Source organism: Bartonella sp. B12(2025) (assembly GCF_053795135.1).
Genome location: NZ_CP200031.1, coordinates 97,149 through 119,379, shown reverse-complemented (window position 1 = coordinate 119,379; position 22,231 = coordinate 97,149). Strand labels below are relative to the sequence as shown.

18 protein-coding genes and 1 pseudogene are annotated in these 22,231 nt (G+C 38.3%); 12 read left to right on the top strand and 7 right to left on the bottom strand.

Annotated features, from left to right (window positions below):
* Positions 1-144: 144 nt before the first annotated feature.
* The 4 genes from secA to prmC all read left to right on the top strand — a co-directional run bounded on the left by secA (position 145) and on the right by prmC (position 5,421).
* Positions 145-2,862, top strand: a complete 2,718-nt coding sequence (gene secA, locus V3564_RS00485) for a preprotein translocase subunit SecA (protein ID WP_455480912.1) — start codon at positions 145-147, stop codon at positions 2,860-2,862.
* Complete coding sequence (locus V3564_RS00480) at positions 2,801-3,298, top strand: Fur family transcriptional regulator (protein WP_455480911.1); 498 nt, start codon at positions 2,801-2,803, stop codon at positions 3,296-3,298. Before secA ends, V3564_RS00480 begins: the two co-directional genes overlap by 62 nt.
* 180 nt (positions 3,299-3,478) lie before the next feature.
* The gene (prfA, locus tag V3564_RS00475) at positions 3,479-4,558 is read left to right on the top strand and encodes a peptide chain release factor 1 (protein ID WP_455480910.1); all 1,080 of its coding nucleotides are present in this window, start codon (positions 3,479-3,481) and stop codon (positions 4,556-4,558) included.
* A complete protein-coding gene (gene prmC, locus V3564_RS00470) occupies positions 4,555-5,421 on the top strand; it encodes a peptide chain release factor N(5)-glutamine methyltransferase (RefSeq protein WP_455480909.1) in 867 nt (288 codons plus the stop codon). The genes prfA and prmC overlap by 4 nt, the downstream gene beginning before the upstream one ends.
* On the opposite strand, the gene nrdF is transcribed toward prmC, so the two are convergent.
* From nrdF to nrdH, 4 genes are read right to left on the bottom strand one after another with little or no spacing between them, the layout of a single operon-like run.
* Complete coding sequence (gene nrdF / locus V3564_RS00465) at positions 5,418-6,392, bottom strand: class 1b ribonucleoside-diphosphate reductase subunit beta (RefSeq protein ID WP_455480908.1); 975 nt, start codon at positions 6,390-6,392, stop codon at positions 5,418-5,420. The two genes, prmC and nrdF, sit on opposite strands and share 4 nt — an antisense overlap.
* A gap of 11 nt (positions 6,393-6,403) precedes the next feature.
* Positions 6,404-8,554 (bottom strand): class 1b ribonucleoside-diphosphate reductase subunit alpha, encoded by a 2,151-nt coding sequence (gene nrdE, locus V3564_RS00460; protein WP_455480907.1) that lies wholly within the window; start codon positions 8,552-8,554, stop codon positions 6,404-6,406.
* Positions 8,536-8,934: a class Ib ribonucleoside-diphosphate reductase assembly flavoprotein NrdI gene (gene nrdI / locus V3564_RS00455; protein ID WP_455480906.1), complete on the bottom strand. Its 399-nt coding sequence runs from the start codon at positions 8,932-8,934 to the stop codon at positions 8,536-8,538. The genes nrdE and nrdI overlap by 19 nt, the downstream gene beginning before the upstream one ends.
* Entirely contained in the window at positions 8,934-9,158 is a 225-nt protein-coding gene (gene nrdH, locus V3564_RS00450) for a glutaredoxin-like protein NrdH (RefSeq protein WP_455481486.1), read from the bottom strand. The genes nrdI and nrdH overlap by 1 nt, the downstream gene beginning before the upstream one ends.
* Before the next feature lie 702 nt (positions 9,159-9,860).
* Here nrdH and V3564_RS00445 point away from each other — a divergent pair.
* The 7 genes and pseudogenes from V3564_RS00445 to V3564_RS00415 form a co-directional block, all read left to right on the top strand.
* Positions 9,861-10,611: pseudogene (locus V3564_RS00445) on the top strand (ABC transporter ATP-binding protein); the annotation flags it as partial.
* 5 nt (positions 10,612-10,616) lie between these two features.
* On the top strand, positions 10,617-11,498 hold the full coding sequence (locus V3564_RS00440) for a metal ABC transporter permease (protein ID WP_455480905.1): 882 nt from the start codon (positions 10,617-10,619) through the stop codon (positions 11,496-11,498).
* A 1-nt stretch (position 11,499) separates the two neighbouring features.
* A complete protein-coding gene (locus tag V3564_RS00435) occupies positions 11,500-12,429 on the top strand; it encodes a metal ABC transporter solute-binding protein, Zn/Mn family (RefSeq protein WP_455480904.1) in 930 nt (309 codons plus the stop codon).
* Between the two features lie 889 nt (positions 12,430-13,318).
* The gene (ugpB, locus tag V3564_RS00430; RefSeq protein ID WP_455480903.1) at positions 13,319-14,644 is read left to right on the top strand and encodes a sn-glycerol-3-phosphate ABC transporter substrate-binding protein UgpB; all 1,326 of its coding nucleotides are present in this window, start codon (positions 13,319-13,321) and stop codon (positions 14,642-14,644) included.
* Between the two features lie 107 nt (positions 14,645-14,751).
* Positions 14,752-15,636 (top strand): sn-glycerol-3-phosphate ABC transporter permease UgpA, encoded by an 885-nt coding sequence (gene ugpA / locus V3564_RS00425; protein ID WP_455480902.1) that lies wholly within the window; start codon positions 14,752-14,754, stop codon positions 15,634-15,636.
* Positions 15,637-15,646: 10 nt separating this feature from the next.
* Positions 15,647-16,498, top strand: a complete 852-nt coding sequence (gene ugpE, locus V3564_RS00420; protein ID WP_455480901.1) for a sn-glycerol-3-phosphate ABC transporter permease UgpE — start codon at positions 15,647-15,649, stop codon at positions 16,496-16,498.
* Between the two features lie 2 nt (positions 16,499-16,500).
* Positions 16,501-17,547 carry a sn-glycerol-3-phosphate import ATP-binding protein UgpC gene (locus tag V3564_RS00415; RefSeq protein WP_455480900.1) on the top strand — a complete coding sequence of 349 codons (1,047 nt, stop codon included), beginning with the start codon at positions 16,501-16,503 and terminating at the stop codon, positions 17,545-17,547.
* A 95-nt stretch (positions 17,548-17,642) separates the two neighbouring features.
* Here V3564_RS00415 and V3564_RS00410 read toward each other — a convergent pair whose 3' ends face one another.
* From V3564_RS00410 to V3564_RS00400, 3 genes are all read right to left on the bottom strand, one after another.
* Positions 17,643-18,365, bottom strand: a complete 723-nt coding sequence (locus V3564_RS00410) for a glycerophosphodiester phosphodiesterase (RefSeq protein ID WP_455480899.1) — start codon at positions 18,363-18,365, stop codon at positions 17,643-17,645.
* Positions 18,366-18,542: 177 nt separating this feature from the next.
* Positions 18,543-20,099, bottom strand: coding sequence for a glutamine-hydrolyzing GMP synthase (gene guaA, locus V3564_RS00405; protein ID WP_455480898.1), 1,557 nt, complete (start codon positions 20,097-20,099; stop codon positions 18,543-18,545).
* A gap of 131 nt (positions 20,100-20,230) precedes the next feature.
* Complete coding sequence (locus V3564_RS00400) at positions 20,231-21,517, bottom strand: RsmB/NOP family class I SAM-dependent RNA methyltransferase (protein ID WP_455480897.1); 1,287 nt, start codon at positions 21,515-21,517, stop codon at positions 20,231-20,233.
* A 518-nt stretch (positions 21,518-22,035) separates the two neighbouring features.
* Here V3564_RS00400 and V3564_RS00395 point away from each other — a divergent pair.
* A complete protein-coding gene (locus tag V3564_RS00395; RefSeq protein ID WP_455480896.1) occupies positions 22,036-22,185 on the top strand; it encodes a hypothetical protein in 150 nt (49 codons plus the stop codon).
* Positions 22,186-22,231 lie beyond the last annotated feature (46 nt).

Below are 22,231 nucleotides of genomic sequence, written 5' to 3'. Positions count from 1 at the left end.
AATTAAAGTGAAAAATTGCACACCAACAAGTATAATGGTACCATCTGCACCCAGCTATATTAAATACCTTGGAGGTCGCAAAGCATGGGGATAGTATATGAATTATCCAACAATAGTGATAACAATTGAAAGAAAGGGCCAGAGATGGTCAATTTAGGTGTCTTTGCACGTAAATTTTTTTGTTCAGCTCATGAGCGACGTCTTAAGGATCTTCGTCAAAAAGTTGTACAAATTAATGCTTTGGAAGAACAATTCGTAAAATTAAGCGATGCGCAACTCTGCCAAAAAACTGATGAGTTTCGTAAACGTCTCGCTGAAGGTGAAACCGTTGATTTACTCCTATCAGAGGCTTTTGCAACTGTCCGTGAAGCAGCAAAACGTGTTTATGATATGCGTCCTTTTGACGTACAGCTCATTGGTGGAATGGTGCTTCATAACTGCGGTATTGCTGAAATGCGCACTGGTGAAGGTAAAACATTAATGGCAACTCTGCCAATTTATCTCAATGCATTGGAAGGGAAAGGCGTTCATGTCGTCACGGTAAACGATTATCTTGCTAGTCGTGATGCTGAAAAAATGGGAAAAATATTCAGTTTTCTAGGCCTAACAACGGGCGTGATTCTGCATAACCTTGATAGTGATGCCCGTCGAGCAGCCTATGCATGTGACATCACCTATGCAACAAATAATGAATTAGGCTTTGATTATCTGCGCGATAATATGGCCTTTGATCGTAGTCAAATGGTTCAGCGTGGACATCATTTCGCGATTGTTGATGAAGTTGATTCGATCCTCATTGATGAAGCACGCACTCCCCTTATCATTTCTGGTCCTCTAGAAGATCGTACCGATTTCTACAACCTCATTGATACATTTATTCCTATCTTAACTCTAGAAGATTATGAAATAGATGAAAAACAAAAAACAATAACCTTTACTGAAGCCGGTACTGAAAAAATTGAAAAAATGCTCGAACAGGCTGGATATCTTAAAGGTGAAAGCCTCTACGATATAGAAAACGTCGCCATCGTCCACCATGTCAATAACGCCCTAAAAGCCCACAAGTTATTTGTTCGTGACAAGGATTACATTGTTCGCAACAATGAAATTGTTATCATCGACGAATTCACAGGTCGTATGATGCCAGGACGACGTTATTCTGAAGGACTCCATCAAGCACTAGAAGCCAAAGAGCATGTTGCTATTCAACCAGAAAGTCAGACCCTCGCTTCCATCACTTTCCAAAATTATTTTCGTATGTATAGAAAACTGTCTGGGATGACTGGAACTGCGACAACAGAAGCCGAAGAATTCAGTAATATTTATGGTCTTGACGTTGTCGAAGTCCCCACAAACTTACCAATACAGCGTCTTGATGAAGATGATGAAATTTATCGAACAACAGAGGAGAAATATCGTGCTATTGTGCGTGATATCCATCAAGCGCACGAAAAAGGACAACCTATTCTTGTTGGAACAACTTCTATTGAAAAGTCAGAACAATTAGCAGAGCGTTTGCGAAAAGAGGGCATTACTGATTTTAGAGTCTTAAATGCCCGCTATCATGAGCAAGAAGCATACATCATTGCACAAGCAGGGGTTCCTGGAGCCTTAACCATCGCAACCAACATGGCTGGTCGTGGTACTGATATACAACTTGGTGGTAATGTCGAGATGCGTATCCAACAAGAATTACAAGATATGCCTGATGGAGCAGAACGGACAGCTAAAATTGAAAAAATTAAAAAAGATGTTAAGCAGCTCAAAGAAACAGCATTAGCTGTTGGTGGTCTGTATGTCATCGCTACTGAACGCCATGAAAGTCGTCGTATTGATAATCAGCTGCGTGGACGTTCTGGTCGCCAAGGCGATCCCGGTCGTTCAAAATTTTTTCTCTCTCTTCAAGATGATCTCATGCGCATCTTCGGCTCAAATCGTATGGATGGCATGTTGCAAAAGCTTGGATTGAAAGAAAATGAAGCCATTATCCACCCATGGATTAATAAAGCTCTCGAAAAAGCGCAAAAAAAAGTCGAAGCACGAAACTTTGAAATTCGTAAGAATTTGTTAAAATATGACGATGTCATGAATGAACAACGCAAGGTTATTTTTGAACAGCGTATGGAAGTCATGAATGCAGACGATCTAACAGAAATGATTCTTGAAATGCGTAATGAGGTGATTGAAGATCTCGTAGAAGCCTGTATCCCATCTGGAACATATTCTGAAAAGTGGAATGTGAAAGCTCTACAAGAGGAAGTTCACCAACTCTTCAATCTTGAGCTTCCAATAGGAGCATGGGCAAAAGAAGATGGAATTGCAGAAGAACAAATTTTAGAACGCATATTAGACGCTGTTACAAAACTTGAAAACGAACGTACTGAACGCTATTCTCCAGAAGTAATGGCTTATTTTTACAAAGCCATATTACTTGAAACTATTGACACGTTATGGCGTGAACATCTGGTAAGTTTAGACCATTTACGCTCTGTAGTTGGTTTTCGTGGTTATGCGCAACGGGATCCACTCAACGAGTATAAGACAGAGTCATTTGAACTCTTTCAGAGCATGCTCAAAAACTTGCGTAGAATCGTTGCTTCTAAACTCATGCGTTTCGAAATCACTCAGCAACCCACAGAACCACTCATAGCTGAGCAAACCGGTGATAATTCTTCTGTCTTTAACGATCCAAGTAAAGAAAATGGCTTAATCTTGTGGGCACAATCACAAGAAAATAAGTTTGTTAATCCGAAAGATCGTGACCCTAATGATTCAAACACATGGGGAAAAGTTGGACGTAATGAACGTTGTCCTTGTGGTTCAGAGAAAAAATACAAACACTGTCATGGAGCCTTCGTTTAAAAAACAAACAATTAAAAAGATGAGTAAAAAGCGAAATTATGAGCAGGAGTTACGCACTGCAGGTTTAAGAGTAACACGTCAAAGGCGCATTATCCTGGATATTTTGACTGATACAAATGATCACCCGAACGCGTTTGAAATTTTTCAGCGTGCCCACAAAATAGATTCTAGTATTTCGCTATCGACCGTTTATCGAACCATGAAAACATTAGAAGGAAACGGGACAATTCATCGCCACACCTTTAGTGGTGGGCCATCTCGTTTTGAGCAAGCAGATAGACAACACCATGATCATCTCATTGATGTGGAAACAGGACAAGTCATCGAATTTCAGTCTGATATCATTGAAAAACTGCAAGAGGAAATCGCTCAATCTCTTGGCTATGATATCATTCACCATCGTCTTGAACTTTATGGGAAAAAACACGATTCTTAAATAGCTAATCTTGTATGTATAATCAAAAAACTCCTCATGCAAATTGAATTCTATATAAGTTTACCTTAAAAACCTATAGTTTTCATTGGCAAAAAAGTTTTTCTGCTTTATTACCCCCTCTTATCTGATGCTATAAAGCAATCAATCGCCAGTATTATAACAAATTAGGCCAATATTATCATGGTTTCTTTGCCAAAAGATCGTATAAGACAGCTTGAAAAGCGCTTTGAAATAATTGAAAACCAAATGACTAAAAACCCAAATTCTGAAGCATATGTAAAATTAGCTTCTGAATATGCAGAATTACAGCCAATTATTAATTCCATACGAGCATTAAACGCTCTTTACGTAGAGATTGCAGAATTAGAAACTATAATCAATGATAAATTAACAGATATAGAGATGCGTAACCTCGCTCAAGAAGAGCAACCATTGTTATGTCAAAAAATGGAGCAACTTGAACAAGAACTCCAGATTCTTCTTTTACCTAAAGATGTTGCTGATGAAAAAAGTGCCATTGTTGAAATTCGAGCAGGAACAGGCGGGTCAGAAGCCGCACTTTTTGCCGGTGATCTTTTTCGTATGTATGAACGTTATGCTAGTACCCATAACTGGAAAGTTGAAGTCGTTTCACTTAATGAGGGGGAAGTTGGTGGATATAAAGAAATTATTGCTGCCATTTCAGGCAAAGGTGTCTTTTCTAAACTAAAATTTGAATCAGGTGTTCATCGTGTACAACGCGTCCCTGAAACAGAAACAAGCGGGCGCATCCATACATCTGCTGCAACTGTTGCAGTGCTTCCAGAGGCTGAAGAAATTGATATAGAAATTCGTCCAGAAGATATTCGCATCGATACAATGCGTGCATCTGGAGCAGGTGGACAGCACGTCAATACAACTGATTCAGCTGTTCGCATCACACATATTCCAACAGGAATTATGGTTGTACAAGCAGAAAAATCACAACACCAAAACCGAACACGTGCGCTCCAAATTTTACGTGCGCGCTTGTTCGATATCGAACGACAAAAAGTGGCAAATGAACGTTCAGCTTCCCGTAAAAGCCAAGTCGGATCCGGTGATCGGTCAGAACGTATTCGTACCTATAATTTTCCACAAGGACGTGTCACAGATCATCGTATTAATCTCACTCTGTATAAGCTTAACTACATATTGGAAGGAGATCTGGATGAGCTTATTCATGCACTCATATCCAATCATCAGACAGAACTTCTTATGGAAATGGATAATAATGGATGAACAAGAACTCTCTCAACAATATCATCCGACAAACCCAAGAAAAATTATATACTCAAGGAATTTCTGAAGCCAATCTTGATGCCAAAATACTTGTCGAATGGATAACAGATACAAATGCATCTGATAGAATTATTCAACCAGATCTCTGCCTATCTTTTGAGCAAATGAAACAATTAGAACACGCTGTACAACGACGTATTGCTGGCGAACCTGTCTACCGCATTATCGGAAAACGAGAATTTTATGGTATATCTCTCGCATTATCTCAAGATACTTTAGAACCACGTTCCGATACAGAAACGCTTGTAGATCTTGTTTTACCACTCCTTAAAAAATATGTAGAAAACTCAGAGAAAATAACATTGCTTGATATGGGAACAGGAAGTGGTGCTATTGCCATTGCAGTTCTCAAACAAATTCCTCAATCTTATGCAGTGGCTGTCGATATTTCTGAAGATGCTCTTAAAACAGCCATAAAAAATGCAAAAAATGCAGAAGTTATAAACCGCTTTACACCTCTTCTTAGCAACTGGTTTGATTCCGTTGCAGGTCGATTTGATCTCATTATTTCCAATCCACCCTATATTCCAGAAACAGATATCAAAAACCTCGCAAAGGAAGTGCGTCTGCATGACCCATTGCGTGCACTAGTCGGAGGAAAAGATGGTCTTGATTTTTATCGAAAGATCGCTCGTAAAGCAGCAAACTACTTAAAAACAAAAGGCTATGTCGCTGTTGAAATTGGCCACTCTCAAGAAAAAGAAGTCTGCGATTTGTTTGAAAAGAGCAACTTCCAGTGTCTAGAAATGCGCAAAGACCTGAGAGGTATACCACGCGCACTTCTCTTTGTATGCAATCATTAAAATTCCCAATCATCATCCGTGGTAGACACCGCTTTGCCAATAACATAAGAAGAGCCAGCCCCTGAAAAGAAGTCATGATTTTCGTCAGAGCTCGGCGACAAAGCTGCTAAAATAGCGGGGTTAACACGGCAAACTTCAGGTGGGAAAAGGCCTTCAAAACCCAGATTCATTAAAGCCTTGTTTGCATTATAATGAAGAAAAATCTTAACATCTTCTGTCAGTCTAATAGTGTCATAAAGATCTTCAGTATATTTGCATTCAATATTATAAAGGTCGAAGAGCAAGTTAAAAGCAAAATCTTTAATTTCCTTCTTTTTGGCTTCATCAAGTTTTGCAAACCCCAATTGAAATTTGTAGCCTATATAATAACCATGTACAGCTTCATCACGGATGATAAGCCGAATTAAATCAGCTGTATTAGTCAATTTAGCGCGGCTAGCCCAATACATGGGCAAATAAAAACCAGAATAAAATAAAAAACTCTCCAGCAAAGTCGAAGCAATTTTTTTCTTCAGTGGTTCATTTGCCTCATAACGCTCAAGCACTAATCTTGCTTTTTTCTGTAAATGGATATTTTCTTCTGACCACCTAAACGCATCATCGACTTCTACTGTTGAACATAAGGTTGAAAAAATAGAGGAATAAGAACGCGCATGAACGGCTTCCATGAACGCAATATTCGTCAATACTGCCTCCTCATGCTCTGTTACTGCATCAGCCATAAGTGAAATGGCTCCTACAGTATTTTGAATCGTATCCAGAAGAGTTAATCCCGTAAAAACACGAATCGTTAGCTTGCGTTCTTCCTCCGTCAAACTTGACCATGAAGGAATATCATTAGAAAGTGGGACTTTCTCAGGCAACCAAAAATTTCCAGTTAAGCGGTTCCATACTTCAAGATCCTTCTCATCATGCAATCTATTCCAATTGACAGCGCACACAACAGGATTTTTGGTTGTAATCTTTGTCATATGATTATCTCCTATAGACTGCACGAAACGCAGCCATCCACTTCTGTTCCACTCAACGCTACTTGCCGCAACCGTACATAATAAATACTCTTTATACCCTTTTTCCAAGCATAAATTTGTGCGCGGTTAATATCACGCGTAGTGGCGGTATCAGGAAAAAACAAAGTTAATGAAAGACCTTGATCAACATGCTGTGTAGCAGCAGCATAAGTATCAATAATTTTTTCAGGGCCAATCTCATAAGCATCCTGGTAGAAATTCAAATTCGTATTATCCATGTAAGGTGCAGGATAATAAACGCGCCCAATTTTTCCCTCTTTGCGAATCTCAATCTTTGAAGCAATCGGATGAATAGAAGATGTCGCGTGATTAATATAGGAAATAGAGCCCGTGGGAGGAACAGCCTGCAGATTGCGATTATAAAGCCCGTACTCAACAACTAAATTCTTAAGTTCCTGCCAATCCTTTTGATCTGGTATAAATATATTATTACGTGCAAAAATATCTTGCACAACCTTAAATTGTGGCCTCCACTCTTTCTCAATATATTTTGCAAAAAAACGGCCATCTGCATAAGCTGACTTCTCAAAGCCCGCAAACATCTCCTTACGTTCGCGTGCAATTAAATTGGAAGCACGTATTGCATGATACGTCACAATATAAAAATAGATATTGGTGAAATCAATCGCTTCAGGAGATCCATAATAAATCTGTTCACGCGCTAAAAAACCATGTAAATTCATTTGCCCCAAACCAATCGCATGACTTTCAGCATTGCCTTTCGCAATGGAAGGTACACACGCAATATCGCTCATATCGGAAACAGCAGTAAGAGCACGAACAGCAACTTCTACTGTCAGCCCGAAATCATGACTTTCCATTGCCTTTGCAATATTCATTGAACCAAGATTACAAGATATATCACTTCCAATAGTGCGATAAGTTAAATCCGTCTCTAGTTCACTTGCCTCACTCACCTGCAAAATTTCTGAACATAAATTGCTCATACTTATACGTCCGGCTATCGGATTGGCTCGATTAGCAGTATCCTCAAACAAAATATAAGGATAACCCGATTCAAATTGAATTTCTGCTAATGTCTGAAAAAAAACACGTGCACTTATTTTCTTTTTACGAATCTTTGCATTATCAACAAAAGACCGATAATGCTCCGTCAAAGAAATATCACTAAAGGGCTTCCCTGTGACGCGCTCAATATCATAAGGTGAGAACAAATACATATCTTCATTATTACGCGCAAGCTCAAAAGTAATATCAGGAATAACTACACCAAGCGAAAGAGTTTTAATTCTGACTTTTTCATCAGCGTTCTCACGCTTTGTATCCAAAAACTTCATAATATCTAAATGATGCGCATGTAAATAAACAGCACCAGCCCCTTGCCGTGCACCAAGTTGATTGGCATAAGAAAAAGAATCTTCCAAAAGTTTCATCACAGGTAATACACCTGAAGACTGGTTTTCTATTTTCTTGATTGGCGCCCCCGCTTCCCGCAAATTGGTCAAACAAAGCGCCACACCCCCACCGCGTTTTGAAAGTTGTAAAGCTGAATTGACCGAACGACCTATCGATTCCATATTATCCTCAACACGCAACAAAAAACACGACACCAATTCGCCGCGTTGCCTTTTCCCCGCATTCAGAAATGTCGGTGTTGCAGGTTGAAACCGGCCTGTAATAATTTCATCCACAAAACTCTCAGCAAGAGCTTTATTCCCTTGTGCTAAATATAAAGCGACAAGACAGACACGATCTTCATAACGCTCAAGATAGCGTTTTCCATCAAAAGTCTTCAGCGTATAGCTCGTATAGTACTTAAATGCACCCAAAAAAGTAGGAAAACGAAACTTAAATGCGTAAGCGCGTTTAAAAAGCTTTTTGATAAAAGAAAAATCATAAAGTTCAAATAAAGTTTCTTCATAATAACCTTCCTCTATCAAGTAATTTATCTTTTCCTTAAGATTATGGAAAAAAACTGTGTTTTGATTAACATGCTGGAGAAAATATTGCCGTGCAGCAAGCTGATCCATATCAAATTGAATATGACCATTTTCATCATAAAGATTAAGCATTGCGTTCAGCGCATGATAATCCATGACCTGACCAGATTTCTGCGATTGTTCTATATCGACTGTTTCCAAAATCTTTCTAATCCCTTCTTTACACAAATAACGTCCTCATCAGTTCCACGCAGTTCAAAACGATAAAGGCAAGGTACAAAACATTTTTCAGCAATGATCTTGCTCGCTAAATTATAATAGCGACCAAAATTACGATTCCCACCACCAATGACACCACGAATTAATTTGCGGTTCTCTACTTCATTGAGAAAATGAATAACTGCTTTTGGAACAGCCATTCTTCCTTCACCATCTGCATATGTAGGAACGACTAATACATAAGGTTCATCAACAAACACAGACGGTTTTTTTTTATCAATCTTGAAGAATCGTTGACCAAGCTGAGAGACAAAATGTTCAGTATTACCCGTTACACTCGAATAATAAACAACAAGTCCCATTAAGCACAAAGACCACTAATCATATCTGGTCTAAAACCAGACCAATGATTTTCACCACAAACGACTACAGGAACCTGACGATACCCCAGAGATTGAACAAAAACATATGCTTGTTCATCACGGGAAATGTCCACAACACGATAATTAATGCCTTTGGCATCAAAAGCGCGACACGTAGCATCACATTGGACGCAAGATGGTTTACTATAAATAGTGATCGGCATTTCTTCAACTTTCATAATTTCCAAAAATCAACCCTCGAACAGTTAATTCTGATAATTTTATAGATACTCAAGAATAACAAAAAACAGCAATCGTACACAAACACATATGGCTACACTCTTGCCCAAATAACACACAGCTTCCTGAACATAATAAAAATCCTCATAAAATAAATTTAAAATTATGCTCAGAATAAATGATTATTCTACAACTTAAGTGGTAAAGCCCCCTAGTTATAAAACAATCTTTTGTTTGCATTACAATTCCCTCCAGCTGTCTAAAAAGAAACTAATGTCCCCCCAAACAGCCGTTTCCCAATACCTTAGTTTTACTCTTTTACGATAAAAATCAACTTACAAAAACGAAAGGAAATTCCCCCGAGAGAAATATTCCAGCAGGAATACTGCTCTACTCTCTAGTCAATAAACTCTCTACGATCACATTATGGAAGCAACTTAGACGCCAAACGAAACACATCATACCCTCACTTGTGCCTATTTAGAATCACCAATCATTTTGGTACTATATATAGTATACACACTCTCTCTTTCGTCAAGGAAAATTCAACCATTATTTTGAATTTTCCACGATCTTCCCACTAAATTTCTCAGCTCCCACAACATATGTAATAATATAACATTTTGTTGACAAATGTTATATTATTACATATGTTTTTGAGATAAATAATCACAGTGGTATAAATTATGGGTCTGCATTTCGATAGTGCAACATTAGGTTATGTAAACAGAATAGCAATAAAAAGCTTTTCAGCAAAGTTAAAACCCGGCTCATTGGTAGCAATAACGGGTGATAATGGTGCTGGAAAATCTACACTCCTGAAGGCCAGCGCTGGGTTGATTAAACCTATCAAAGGTAAAATTACAAAACCCAAGAAAAGCCGGATTGCTTATCTTGCTCAGCAATGTGACATAGATCAAACATTTCCAATTGATGTAGAAGCGCTGATAAAAACGGGACTGTGGCCTTTTTGTGGATTGTGGAAAAACCAGCGCCCTTATTACTCTAAAATTCAGAATGCACTTGAAATGGTTGGGCTCACGACACTCGCTACCCGTTCACTTGACACGCTATCAAGCGGTCAATTACAACGCGCTCTTTTTGCACGTATTATCGTACAAGATGCTGATATTATTTTGCTCGATGAACCTTTCAATGGTGTAGATCGTAATACCCAAAAAGATCTTCTTGCGTTAATCACACACTGGCAACAACAAGGACGGACAGTTCTTATGGCACTCCATGATTCCCTTATTGTGCAAGAATATTTTCCAAAAATGATTCAAATTAATAAACAAAACGCCTTTTATGGAGAAACAACGCATTTTTTTCATGACAACATTCATCACGTTATGCCACCTCTCACATCCAACTCTTTCCGTATCAGCGCGCAAAAGACAACATCTTCTCATCAATGATTCTCGCTCTATTAGGTTATATACGTGTACGCATTTTTTCTTGCCCCCTTCGTTGATTTCCACTTTATGCAAAACGCCCTTATCGGTTCAATTCTCCTGTCCATCAGCGCCTGCCCTGTTGGTGTATTTTTGATGTTACGTGGAATGAGCTTAACAGGAGATGCTATATCCCACGCCATTCTTCCTGGTGTTGCAGTTGCTTTTCTTTTTTGTGGCTTCTCGCTCATATCTATGACACTTGGCGGCATCTTAGCTGGCATCATTGTTGCTTTAGCAACCGCCTTGATTTCACGAAATAGCTTTCAAAAAGAAGATGCATCAATGACAGTTTTTTATCTTATTGCGCTCGCAGCAGGCGTCATTATTGTTTCACTTAAAGACTCAAAGATTGAACTGCTTCATCTTTTATTTGGCTCTGTACTTGCTATTGATACACAAGCCCTTTGGTTGATTACCACTATAATGCTGGTCACGTTGTGCAGTCTCTGTATTTTCTGGCGCGCGCTCGTATTAGAAAGCTTTGATCCTCTATTTTTTAAATCGCTCTCTCCATTGAGTAAATATGTTCATATATCATTGCTCGGACTTGTCGTATTGAATCTAGTTGGCGGTTTCCAATCACTAGGAACATTACTTTCTGTCGGCATTATGATGATTCCAGCTATTACAGCCCGTTTTTGGCTTTCGCATCTGGGCCCTATCTGCGTACTTTCCACCCTTTTTGGAATCATTGCTAGCATATGTGGCTTACTGCTTTCTTTTCATCTGTCACTTCCCTCCGGCCCCGCTATTATCATTACGGCAGGACTTATTTATCTTTTTTCCTACTTCATAAGTCCACGTGGCTTTATTGTAGCATGGTTTCCCCACCTCTTTTATACGTTCCTCCCCATCTTAAGGAAGTAATGTGCCTAAACTTATTCAACAATTTGTTTTTCTTGGAACTCTCTTATTGCTTTCCCTTTTTCCATTTTCTGTTTCTGCGCATAAGCAGAATAAGATTAGAGTTATCGCGAGCTTTTCTATTCTTGCAGATTTAGTAAAAAATGTAGGAGGCGACCATATCTCTATGACCACTTTTATCGGCCCAAATGCGAATACCCATGTTTATGAGCCCACTCCCCGTGATGCCCAAGCTCTTAAAAATGCTCATATTATTTTCATCAATGGACTTCATTTAGAAAATTTCATTGACCGCCTCATTACAGCAAGCGGTACAAAAGCGCTTCTTGTCAAAGTTAGTGCTAACATTCCTCTCCTCGAAACTAAAAATCAAGGACATGGTGCCAAACAACAACACCACAGCGGTATTGATCCACATGCTTGGCAGACTATCCCCAATGTTGAAATTTATATCAAAAATATTGCCACTGCTTTCTGTAAAATCGATCAACAATCCTGCGCAAGTTACAGCAAAAATGCTGAATCCTACATCAAAAAGCTTAAAGCAGCACAAGAAACACTTAAAAAAAAGATTGCCACCATCCCAAAAGATAAGCGTATCATTATCACATCTCATGACGCCTTTGGCTATTTTGCTCAAGAATATGGTTTTACCATACTTGCACCCCAAAGTGCTTCAACAGAAACTGAAGCAACTGCAGCCGATGTGGCCAAACTTATCAAGCAAATTAAAACCAATAAAGCAGCTGCACTGTTCGTTGAAAATATCTCTAATCCCCGCCTTATAAAACAGATTTCAAGAGAAACAGGTTTAAAAATTGGTGGAATACTGTATTCTGATGCATTATCAAATGAAAATGGCCCTGCTGCAACTTATCTTGATATGATGGAACACAATGTTACAACTATTATCGATGCTATAACAAAACACTAAGACAAATCAACAAAATCCATAATCAAGCTATAAAATGCTTTTTTCTCAATTTCAAAAAACATTATTTTAAATTTATCAATAGATCTTTCATAAGCAAAAACTACACTTATGTTTGAACTTATCTTCTTGTTTTTTAGGTTTTCTAAGAGTATTCTACTATACAAAATTTTTAAATATGCAATTAACATTTTATTTTAAAATTATTTTTTTCCCATGAAACTAACATCACCTGCATGATAATTCCTCCATTTTGCGCCAATAGAAACTCCTCACACATCACAGTTTTGGAGTCATGCAGGAAGGCTAAAACAAGCCATTTTGATTATAGATCAAGGATATCGTTAGGCGCCCAGAAATGATCTTATTACCTCTAACTAGCCAAAGCTTGTTAGACAGTTCCTAAAACACAAATCCAAAGCATAATTTTGGTGCGTGAACCAAAGAATTTGAGAGGGCAATGACTTCTCAATAAATTAAATTTTAAAAAATCTGCTTTAGCAAACGTTATTATTTAAGTGGAATCTACAATTTACCTCAAGGTCATCGTCCAAAAGTTATAAGACAAATAATACTCTCTGTTTAAAATAGTACATTCGAATACTGCACCGCTCCAGCTGAGTAATATTTACTGTTCACATCCTTGAACCTCCCTTATGCTTTATTCATTTGAGTCAATTCAATTTTTATCAGATGTTTATAGTGACCGCATCAACACACAAAAGCTATCATAAAGGAAAAACTGATAAGTCTAAACAAATTCGTTTGACCTTTTGGTGGTTCCTGTTTAAATGAACAAACATATTTCTGAAAAAACTGTCATGACATGTTCATTTGTAATGCTATAAATCTAGGGGAAATCTATATTCCATTACTTCAGAAAGGGTAAAGCATGAGTCGTTTTTATCTTTCTATAGCAGCGTTTACAGTTGCTATAAGCGTGGCAACAGCGAGTTTTGCGCAAACAAAAATCAGCTTTTGGCATTCTATGAGCGGAGAACTAGGGAAACAAACTGAAAGTCTCATTAACGACTTTAATGCCAGTCAATCCAAATACAAAGTTGTTCCTTCATTTCGTGGTGAATATGAAGAAAGTATGGTTTCACTCATTTCTGCGTTTCGTGGGAAAAAACAACCTGTTCTCGCTCAAATCTATGAAATTGGAACTGGAACCATGATGGCTGCAAAAGGTGCAGTTTATCCCATTTATCAACTTATGGCTGACACAAAACAAGAATTCGATCCTGCAGATTATTTGCCTGCTATCAGTAGCTATTACTCCGATGTTCAAGGACGAATGCTGTCTATGCCATTCAACGCTTCAACACCAATCCTTTATTATAATAAAGATATTTTTAAAAAAGCAGGGCTTGATCCAGAACAAGCACCTAGAACATGGAAAGATGTAGAAAATTTCTCCAAAAAAATTCTTGGAACTAAAGCAGCAAGCTGTGGTTTTACAATGGCTTATGCATCTCAATGGATTGGCATAGAAAATTTTTCAGCATTGCATAATGTTCCTTTTGGAACGAAAGAAAATGGTTTTAGTGGACTTGATTCAGAGCTTACCTTCAATGGCCCCTTACAAGTGCGTATGTGGACAGACCTTAAAAAATGGTCTGACCAAGGCATTTTTCGCTATGGAGGCCCAGCTGGAGCATTAGATGCAACACCAATGTTTATGACGCAAAATTGCGCAATTTTTATACAATCTTCAGGATTTCGTGCAGGAGTTCTTTCCGAAGCGCAATTCAATGTTGGCTTTGGTATGCTACCCTACTATGATGATGTAGAAGGCGCACCACAGAATTCAATTATTGGTGGTGCCTCTATTTGGGCTTTAAGAGGTCATACTCCTGAAGAATATGCAGGTGCAGCCGCTTTCCTTAAATATCTTTCGAGAGCAGATAATCAAGCTAAGTGGCATCAAATAACAGGTTATCTTCCAACGACAATGGCTGCTTACGAATTGAGCAAAAAACAACATTACTACGATAAAAGCGCCGGCGCAGATATTGCTATTAAACAAATCACTCTCAACCCACCAACAGTTAACTCAAAAGGCATAAGATTTGGTAATTTACCACAAATTCGTTCTATTCTTGATCAAGAACTAGAAGCTGTTCTTAGTGGCTCAAAAACACCAAAAGATGGGTTAGATGAAACTGTTAAACGTGGCAATAAACTCTTACGTGAATTTGAAAAAGCCAATCACTAAGGTTTCATTATTATCGTTAAATATTAAGAAGTTAACAAAATAATTGAATCCTCTTAGTTCTTTTTGTTCGCTTTTCTAAAGTCTCTGTATTTCAAAGAGCCCTACGAATGCAAGAAAAATACGCGTATTTCAGAAATAGTCTACTCCCTTACTGGCTGCTTTTTCCTCAGCTTATTGTGACTTTTTTATTTTTCTTTTGGCCTGCTGCCCAAGCAATAAAATCGTCTTTTGAGCGTCAGGATCCTTTTGGCTTTACGACAACCTTTATTGGTTTTGAAAACTATGTGACAATTCTCTCTGATCCTGCTTATCTGAAATCACTTCTCACAACCGCAGTATTTTCCATTTCGGTTACTGCTGTTTCAATGACGATATCACTTCTTTTAGCTGTCTGTGTTGATCGTGTTATCCGTGCAAAAAAGGTCTATACAACGCTTTTAATCTGGCCTTATGCCGTTGCTCCGGTATTGGCAGGTATATTATGGTTGTTTATCTTTCATCCAACCATTGGGATTATCCCTTTTCTTCTTGAAAAAATGGGTATTATATGGAATTATCGTATTAATGGTACTCAAGCAATGATCCTTATTGTGATTGCAGCCAGTTGGAAACAGATCTCTTATAATTTTCTCTTTTTTCTTGCAGGTCTACAATCTGTTCCACGTTCCCAAATAGAGGCGGCAGCAATTGATGGTGCTGGCCCTTTTAAGCGGTTTTGGAGTGTGGTTTTTCCGCAAATTTCACCGACTACCTTTTTTCTTCTTATCGTCAATATTCATTATGTTCTGTTTGATACATTTGGTATTATTGATAACATAACCTCTGGAGGTCCTGCTCGTGCAACAAGCACTCTCATTTACAAAGTATATGATGATGGTTTTAAAAATCAATTAATCGGTGTATCCGCAGCACAATCAACAGTATTGATGTTAATGGTTATTGTCTTAACGTTTATTCAGTTTCGCTGGATTGAACGCCGCGTACAATATTAGGAAGCAAATTATGGTTGAAAACCGCCCTGTTTTGAAGTTTCTAACCCATCTTACCCTCATTGTCGGCATTATCATTATTTGCTTACCAGTTTATGTTGCTATCATTGCATCAACCCATAGTTCAGCAGCATTTAACTCAGGAACACTTCCTCTTTTACCAGGAAAGTCTACTCTAGAGAACTATAAAACAATCTTTGGTGATGGCCTTGTACAACTCGGTCTTCCCAAGCTATGGCCACTCTTAATGAATTCGCTCATTATGGCACTTGGTATTAGTATTGGAAAAATTATTATTTCACTCTTTTCTGCTTACGCAATCGTCTATATGCGCTTCCCTTTCCGAAAAACTGTCTTTGCTCTCATCTTTATCACATTGATGCTCCCCGTTGAAGTTCGTATTATTCCAACATATGCAGTAGTTGCACAGTTAGGCATGATAAATACCTATGGCGGAATGATTATCCCACTCATTGCATCCGCAACTGCCACATTTTTATTTCGTCAGTTTTTTTTGACTGTTCCCGATGAACTCTTAGAAGCAGCACGTGTTGATGGTGCAGGGCCATTTAAATTTTTTAAAGATATTCTTCTCCCCCTTAGTAAAAGCAATATCGCCGCTTTATTCATAATCATGTTCATTTATGGATGGGTGCAATATCTCTGGCCTCTTATAATTGCAACTGATCAAAACCATCAAACTATTCTTATTATTCTAAAACAGCTTATCGTAGAATCACTTCAGCATGATCCTCAATGGAATATACTCATGGCAGTATCGGTCGTTGCCATGGTGCCGCCTGTTCTTGTCATTATATGCATGCAGCGGCTTTTTATCAAAGGCCTTATTGAAACGGAGAAATAACTGTGGCTATAATCCAGTTATCAAATGTAAAAAAACAGTATGACAACGGTATTCTAGTCATTGATGACTTAAATTTAACTGTTGCTGATAAAGAACTTCTTGTCCTTGTCGGTCCTTCAGGATGTGGAAAATCAACATTATTACGCATTATTGCAGGACTTGAACAAGTCACCTCGGGTGAACTCTATATTGATAATGAGCGTATCGATAAGCGTGAACCAGCTGATCGCGACATTGCCATGGTTTTTCAAAATTACGCACTCTATCCCCATATGACAGTTCGTGGAAACTTAGAATATGGTCTTAAAAATCGTAAAACACCTAAAGACGAAATAAATAAACGTATCACACACGCTGCAAAACTTTTGCAAATAGAGCCATTTCTGGACCGTAAACCACGACAATTATCAGGAGGACAACGACAGCGTGTTGCAATGGGGCGTGTGATTGTACGTCAGCCACGTGTTTTTCTCTTTGATGAGCCACTTTCAAACCTTGATGCAAAATTGCGTGCTCAAATGTGTATTGAGATTAAAACACTCCAGCGCTCATTGGGAACAACTAGCCTCTATGTTACCCATGATCAACTAGAAGCCATGACATTAGCTGATAGAATAGTTGTTATGAATAAAGGAGCTATCGAGCAAATTGGAACGCCAATGGAAATTTACGATTATCCAGCAACAACATTCGTAGCTGATTTTATTGGTTCTCCCCCTATGAATTTTCTTGATCGCCAAATTCTAGAACAACACTTAGGTCATTCATTATCTTATAGTGAAGAAACTAATCTTTTAGCATTTAGACCAGAAGTAATTTTGTTGGGCGAACATCCAGATAAAGGACCTGTCTTTCACACGCAAATTGAACTTATCAAGCCTATCGGGACAGGATGCCACATTTTAACGCGTTGGAATGATACTGTTTTTACCATTGAAATAAAAGAACGCCTTACAAACGACTATGGTCAAAAACTAAACTTTACTGTCGCTCATCAGAGTTTTCATACTTTTAATAAAACCACTGGAAAACGCACAAATAATAAGTAAATAAATTAGGAGTTCAGTAAATACTTTTTACGTTTTTCTATTGACCCTATTTTTGTTAGAAAATACAGCTTTTTCTATTATAGATGTATGGCTTTTTAACTTTGTGTACGCAACTGTAAAGCTAAATCAGGTTGATCTGTTGTGATATAATCTACAGGCGTATTAAGCCAATGCAATAACCGGGCTTTCCCGTTAATTGTCCATACTCCTACAGTAAAGCCAGCTTCAAGTGCAGATTCAATAAAATCCTGTGAGACAATGGATCCATCTAAACTCAGATCAGAAAACCCCAATTGTTTCCACTCAGAAAAATGACGAGACATATCATCTTTAAAGCTATCAATACATGGACCAGATGATATTCCTGCTTCAATAAAGGGACGAAGGCTCGCAGGATCAAAGCTGATTGCAGAAACTCTTTCTGCTAAATTTCGGCTTTTTATTAACGCAAGCGCTTTTTGGGATAAAATCGTTTCACGCTCAACTTCACCACATGTTTTAATTTCAAGATGCAGTGCAACATTGTTTGATCCCAAAAGATCAAGTACTTCTTCTAGTAAAGGAGGAGCTTCAATACTTCCTTTTACGCAGAGTTGTTTGCGTGTTTCATTATCAATATCATGAATATATCCTGTTTTTCCAACCAATTGTTCGAGACGAAAATCGTGAAATACAACCACTTCACCGCTTTTAAGCAGATGAACATCGCATTCAATCTCATCAACTCCTAACGCAATTGCATGGCGAAATGCCGAAAGCGTATTTTCAGGATAAAGATTAGCTCCACCACGGTGTGCAACAATTTTTTTTTCAGACATACAAAATTTTATACTTCTCAATTTTAAACGATATTGGTTCATACAGATCAGATAATGGTCTTTTTTTAAAATCAAAAGTGCAAAACAATTTCTTTAACATTGTTTTCTCTTTCCACTTTCCCGAATATCAAAGTTTAAATAATACTCTATTTTTAAAAGGCTTGTACTTAATTTCAATCATTCCCACTCAATAGTACCAGGTGGTTTTGACGTCACATCATAAACAACACGATTAACACCCCTTACTTCATTAATAATACGCGCTGCTGTCTTGCTTAAAAACTCCATATCATAGGGATAAAAATCAGCAGTCATTCCGTCTACAGATGTTACAGCGCGAAGAGCACAAACAAATTCATAAGTGCGTCCATCACCCATAACACCAACAGTCTGAACAGGAAGAAGAACAGCAAAAGCCTGCCAAATTTCGTTATAAAGACCAGCTTTACGGATTTCATCAAGGTAAATAGCATCCGCTTCACGTAAAATTTCTAATTTTTCACGTGTAACTGCACCTGGACACCGAATTGCAAGGCCAGGACCTGGAAAAGGATGACGACCAATAAACTGCTCAGGCAATCCTAACTCTCGCCCTAAAGAACGAACCTCATCCTTAAATAGCTCACGCAATGGTTCTACAAGTTTCATATTCATCCGTTCTGGCAATCCCCCTACATTATGATGGCTTTTAATTGTTACTGTTTTACCAATAGCAGACACACTTTCAATGACATCTGGATAAAGCGTACCTTGTGCTAAAAATTCTGCACCTCCGATCTTTTTGGTTTCTTCTTCAAAAACTTCAATAAAAAGACGACCAATCGTTTTGCGCTTTTTCTCTGGATCTGTCTCACCTTCAAGAGCATTGAGAAACATGTTGGCAGCATTAACATGAATAAGCTCTATATTATAATGATCTTGGAATAATGTAAGAACTTCTTCAGCCTCATTCTTACGCATCAACCCATGGTCTACAAAAACACATGTCAGTTGATCTCCTATTGCCTTATGAAGAAGTACAGCCACAACTGATGAATCCACACCACCTGAAAGACCACAGATCACGCGACTTTTTCCAACTTTTTGTCGTATCGTAGCAATTGCCTGCTCACGATAAGAAGCCATTGACCAATTGCCTTTAAGGCCAGAGATTTTACAAACGAAATTTTGTAAAAGTTTTGCACCATCTAGTGTATGGACAACTTCAGGATGAAACTGCACTGCATAAAGGCGCCTTTTTTCGTCAGCAATAGCAGCATAGGGAGCACCTTTTGATGTGCCTATTACACGAAAACCTTCTGGTAAAACCGCCACACGATCACCGTGACTCATCCATACTTGATAACAGGAGCCTTTTTCCCACACACTATCAAAAAGTGTACTCTCTTCTTGCACCTCCAAAAAGGCGCGCCCAAATTCACGCTCATGTCCAACTTCAACCTTTCCACCAAGCTGAACACACATGACTTGTTCACCATAACAAATACCAAGAACTGGAACACCAATTTCAAAAACTTCCATCGGAACACGCGGCGAATCATCATCAATAACTGAATAAGGACTACCTGATAAAATAACAGCTTTAGGTCTTGTTCGCTTGATGCCTTCTAAAGCTAATTGAAAAGGAACAATTTCGGAATAGACACCCATTGCTCGCACCCGCCGCGCGATAAGTTGTGTAACTTGTGAACCAAAATCAATAATAAGAACAGTGTCGGGATATGATATGCTCATAGAAAACCAATCAATAATTGTAAAAGAAAACCAATTAGATTTATTATTCAATCTTTCTTTTTTACAAGCCCATTTGCCTGAGAAAAAGGTTCTCCTTGTAAAATTTACGATAAAAAATGCAAAAATATGTATCAATGTCTTTTTTGCAACACAGACAAAAAGAAACCATCTGTTTTTGTTGTTGCTGGCGATAAAGTAAGTCCATAATTTGAAAAAAGCGGTTGTACAGGAGAAAAACTAAAATGTTGCTGCCAAAGTGCACACATATTTATTGGATAAAAATTAGAATGGTGTTGAAGAAACTGGAAAATCTGTTCCTCATTTTCATCAGAAAAAAGAGAGCACGTAATATAAACTAAACGCCCATCCGGTTTAAGATAATCTATAGCCTCATTCAAAATAGCCTTCTGTTCTGTTTGGCGTTGTCTTACCCGTTCTAATGTCAAACGCCACTTCGTATCTGGATGCCGCCGCCATGTTCCTGTACCACTACATGGTGCGTCTAGCAAAACTATATCCATCTGACCTACTAACGACTTTAATTCTTCTACATGCGCACGTGACTGCACATTACGAACACCAGCTCGCCGAAGACGGTCAAAAATAGGAGCCAAGCGAACTTCATCTGAATCATAAGCATAAATTTGTCCCCGATTATTCATACTGGCAGCTAAAGCCAATGTTTTTCCACCAGCGCCAGCACAATAATCCAATACCTGCATATTTGCTTTAGCTTCTACGAGGTGAGCAACAATCTGAGACCCTAAATCCTGTATCTCAAAGTGCCCCTTTTGAAAAGCAGGTTCAACTTGAACATTGGGGTGGCGGCCAAACTTTTCTATAGGTGCAACCCTTAAAGCTTGCCGAAACCATGAAAGAGATTGAGCTTTAGTTTTTACTAATTCTTTAAGAACCTTCTCTGGCGTTGCCTTCAAGCTATTCACGCGTAAATCTAAAGAAGGACGTGTTGCTAACGCAGCAGCTTCAGTGACCCAATTATCTGCAAATAAAGGATATAGATGCGCTTGACACCATTGAGGAATATCACCACGAATATAGTCTGGTGCATCAACTAATTGCTGTTTTTGCCATGATTGACGTTGCCTAGCCCCTAATAACTTCGGAGCAAATCGATCCCCTTCTAATTCACCATCAATTTGTTCAATTGTCATTTTTCCAGTATCTAATAAAGTGCCGAAAACAATATCCCTAATATCATCACTCTCCATACGCCATTGTAAAGAATAACGCCGTCTTAAGACATCATAAACGATTGTACTAATTGCTGCACGATCGCTTGCTCCAGCAAAGCGATGAGAAAGCCCCCAAGCTCTTAAAGCTTCACCTGCACGGTAATGCCGAATTTCTATCTCTTTTAGAATATCTATTGCCGCGTGCAAACGCCCACCTAAGCGCATTCATTTCTCCCATTTGAATTTTTACAAGACTCTAAACATTTAAGCAAAAACAAAATTATCTTTCTCACTATCAATGGGATTTTATAAAAACCATGCAAAATTTATATTAGAAGCTGAATGATTTTGATCCGCTTTTTCACAGCATTTCAAACTCCTCATCTCATGTGCTATTCGTTCGCATTCTTATCACTCTAAAATACACATCCCCCACCTTAAATACTGCAAAACAAGCTGTACTCTTAAAATTCCTCTTCCAATATGCGTATGCAAAAGCCATCAAACTTTTATTGCTGTGTGAATTAAGTTTTCGTATCTCTCCATAAACAATACATAGCATTAAATATCTTACATCTTGAAAACGCTATCTTTCAGACAATGTGGAAAACACTTCTACTAAGACTAGCACACTCATCATTCTCGACAAAAGGTTAACTTTTTAGAAAATGCTTGGAACCACTATTTGGCATGACCGTTTTTACTGTACTGGCCTACGCCAGATAATTTAAAAGGAGAAAATAATGAATACTTACAATAATGAGAAAACAACTTCATCTAAAAGCCGTCACAATACAATGCCCTCAAACAATGGAAAGAAATCCACCCAAAGCGATCAGGCTAACACTCGCCAACGCGCGTCAAAAATGGAGCGGAAAACTACAAAAAGTTAACTCCCTTAATTTTATATAACTTACAGAAGGAATTGGAATATCAGCC

Coding starts and splice junctions, on each gene's coding strand:
- nrdF (WP_455480908.1), bottom strand. CDS start 6,392: ATGACAAAGATTACAACCAAAAATCCTGTTGTGTGCGCTGTCAATTGG.
- secA (WP_455480912.1), top strand. CDS start 145: ATGGTCAATTTAGGTGTCTTTGCACGTAAATTTTTTTGTTCAGCTCAT.
- ugpA (WP_455480902.1), top strand. CDS start 14,752: ATGCAAGAAAAATACGCGTATTTCAGAAATAGTCTACTCCCTTACTGG.
- V3564_RS00400 (WP_455480897.1), bottom strand. CDS start 21,517: ATGCGCTTAGGTGGGCGTTTGCACGCGGCAATAGATATTCTAAAAGAG.
- prmC (WP_455480909.1), top strand. CDS start 4,555: ATGAACAAGAACTCTCTCAACAATATCATCCGACAAACCCAAGAAAAA.
- ugpB (WP_455480903.1), top strand. CDS start 13,319: ATGAGTCGTTTTTATCTTTCTATAGCAGCGTTTACAGTTGCTATAAGC.
- prfA (WP_455480910.1), top strand. CDS start 3,479: ATGGTTTCTTTGCCAAAAGATCGTATAAGACAGCTTGAAAAGCGCTTT.
- guaA (WP_455480898.1), bottom strand. CDS start 20,099: ATGAGCATATCATATCCCGACACTGTTCTTATTATTGATTTTGGTTCA.
- ugpE (WP_455480901.1), top strand. CDS start 15,647: ATGGTTGAAAACCGCCCTGTTTTGAAGTTTCTAACCCATCTTACCCTC.
- V3564_RS00395 (WP_455480896.1), top strand. CDS start 22,036: ATGAATACTTACAATAATGAGAAAACAACTTCATCTAAAAGCCGTCAC.
- nrdI (WP_455480906.1), bottom strand. CDS start 8,934: ATGGGACTTGTTGTTTATTATTCGAGTGTAACGGGTAATACTGAACAT.
- nrdH (WP_455481486.1), bottom strand. CDS start 9,158: ATGCCGATCACTATTTATAGTAAACCATCTTGCGTCCAATGTGATGCT.
- V3564_RS00410 (WP_455480899.1), bottom strand. CDS start 18,365: ATGTCTGAAAAAAAAATTGTTGCACACCGTGGTGGAGCTAATCTTTAT.
- V3564_RS00480 (WP_455480911.1), top strand. CDS start 2,801: ATGAACGTTGTCCTTGTGGTTCAGAGAAAAAATACAAACACTGTCATG.